This is a genomic window from Roseospira goensis (assembly GCF_014197795.1).
GTDB classification, from domain to species: domain Bacteria; phylum Pseudomonadota; class Alphaproteobacteria; order Rhodospirillales; family Rhodospirillaceae; genus Rhodospira; species Rhodospira goensis.
In genome coordinates this window covers 1-1,609 of the sequence record NZ_JACIGI010000076.1, presented here as the reverse complement: position 1 = coordinate 1,609, position 1,609 = coordinate 1, and the positions used below count along the sequence as shown (strand labels likewise).

The window sequence follows — 1,609 nt, the reverse complement described above, 5'->3', positions numbered from 1 at the left end:
TCAATCGGATCAAACAGTTCCGAGGGATCGCAACCCGTTACGACAAGCGTCCCGACAACTTCCTCGCCGCCCTCAAGTTCATCTCGGTACGCCTGAGGTGCCAGAGCTTATGAGTCTACGGCCTAGGACCTTCACGCCCGAGGAGATGACGAGACCAAGCACGCGTTCGGCCATGAACGCGGTCTTGCCGAACAGACCGAAGGGCACGAGCACGAAGCCGGCGAGCGTCGCCAGTTTGAACTCGATCAGCGTCACGAAAAGCTGGATCGCGAGGATGAAGAAGGAGAGCAGAACGATCACCCAGGCGAACATCAGGATCGCGATCTGGGTGAAGTTCTCGAAGAAGGAGACGAAGCCCATCAGTTCGCCGATGGCTTCGAGCAGCGGCCGTCCGGCGTCGAGTCCGACCTGTGCGATGCGTCCCGGCTGGAGTAGTTCGCCCGCCGAGAGGCTGCCGCCCGAGGCGATCAGCCCCAATCCTGCGAAGCTCTCGAAGACGATGCGCGCTAGCGCGTTCCAGTTGCCGATGATGAAGGCGAAGATGCCGACGAAGAGCGTCTTCTTGACGAGCCGCGCGATGATGTCGTCATCCGCGCCCCAGGCCCAGAACAGCGCGGCCAGCGTGACGTCGATGACGATCAGCGTGGTCGCGAGGAAGGCGACATCGCCGCCGAGTAGCCCGAAGCCTGAGTCGATATAGGACGTGAAGACGTCCAGGAAGCGGTCGATGACGCCGACGCCGTCCATGTCATTCGTCCCCGCCCGAAGTGTCGCCGCCAGGACCGAAGAACCGGCGACGGTTCTCCGCCCATGCCGCCTGACACGCGGCGTCGGCCGCGAGCTCTTCCGGCGTGATGGCCCGGCAGCGCATGAGTTCCGCGCGCAGCGGATCGTCGTCACGCGTCGCCGGCGCCCGACCGGCTGGCGGCGTCACGCTGTCGGTGAGCTCGATCGCGGCCATGAGCGCCGCGATGCCGCCCAAGCCGATGGCGATCAGCCGCAGGATCGTGTCGGGCCCGGCGCGCATCCTCAGCCTCCGAACATCCGGACGGTGGTCGGTTCGTACCCCGTGCCGTAGTCGAGGAACTGGTTGAGATTCTCGCGCGCCTGGACCTCGGCCGACGCGCGCCGCGCGGCTTCGAGCGCCTGGGCGCGGTTCTGGGCGGCGATGGCAGCCGTGAGGTCGGCCATCTGGGTCGATTGCAGGGCGAGGAGCTGGTTGCCGGCCTGCGCGGCCTGCAGGGCGCCGGTCGCGCCTTGGCTCTGGGCGACGAGCGTCTGCATCTCGGCCCGCGCGCTCTCGATGTTGCCGACGACGCCGGCCTGCACGCGCAAGGCGTCCTCGAAGCCGGCGATCGAAGTCCGCCAGCGCTCGCGGGCGCCCGTCACCCGGGCGGCGAAGTCGCCCGTTCCGGCCGCCTCGCCATAGTCTTGCGGGCACCTCGAAAAACGCTTGGCGTCGGATCCCGTTTTGATAGAATCTCGGCAGGTTTGAGCCACCAAGGGCGCTACGATGGGTCAGATGGGCTTTTTCGACGTCACGAACCGATATGCCGGCCTGGATGCGAAGGCCGACCCGCTGGTGAAGCTTTCAGAGATGGTTTGCTGG

The 1,609-nt window shown here is 66.1% G+C and carries 3 protein-coding genes and 1 pseudogene; 1 reads left to right on the top strand and 3 read right to left on the bottom strand.

Features of this window, described 5'->3' with window-relative positions; translation table 11 throughout:
• Positions 1-113 (top strand): annotated as a pseudogene (locus tag GGD88_RS18390) (IS5-like element ISRhru5 family transposase); the annotation flags it as partial.
• On the opposite strand, the gene trbL reads toward GGD88_RS18390, so the two are convergent.
• Genes trbL through GGD88_RS18375 form a run of 3 tightly spaced genes read right to left on the bottom strand, consistent with a single transcriptional unit; the run spans position 79 to position 1,500 of the window.
• A complete protein-coding gene (gene trbL, locus GGD88_RS18385; protein WP_425502620.1) occupies positions 79-747 on the bottom strand; it encodes a P-type conjugative transfer protein TrbL in 669 nt (222 codons plus the stop codon). The pseudogene GGD88_RS18390 and the gene trbL overlap by 35 nt on opposite strands.
• A gap of 1 nt (position 748) precedes the next feature.
• Positions 749-1,027: a putative entry exclusion protein TrbK-alt gene (gene trbK-alt / locus GGD88_RS18380; RefSeq protein WP_184438244.1), complete on the bottom strand. Its 279-nt coding sequence runs from the start codon at positions 1,025-1,027 to the stop codon at positions 749-751.
• Between the two features lie 2 nt (positions 1,028-1,029).
• Positions 1,030-1,500, bottom strand: a complete 471-nt coding sequence (locus tag GGD88_RS18375; protein ID WP_221237242.1) for a hypothetical protein — start codon at positions 1,498-1,500, stop codon at positions 1,030-1,032.
• Between the last annotated feature and the right edge of the window lie 109 nt (positions 1,501-1,609).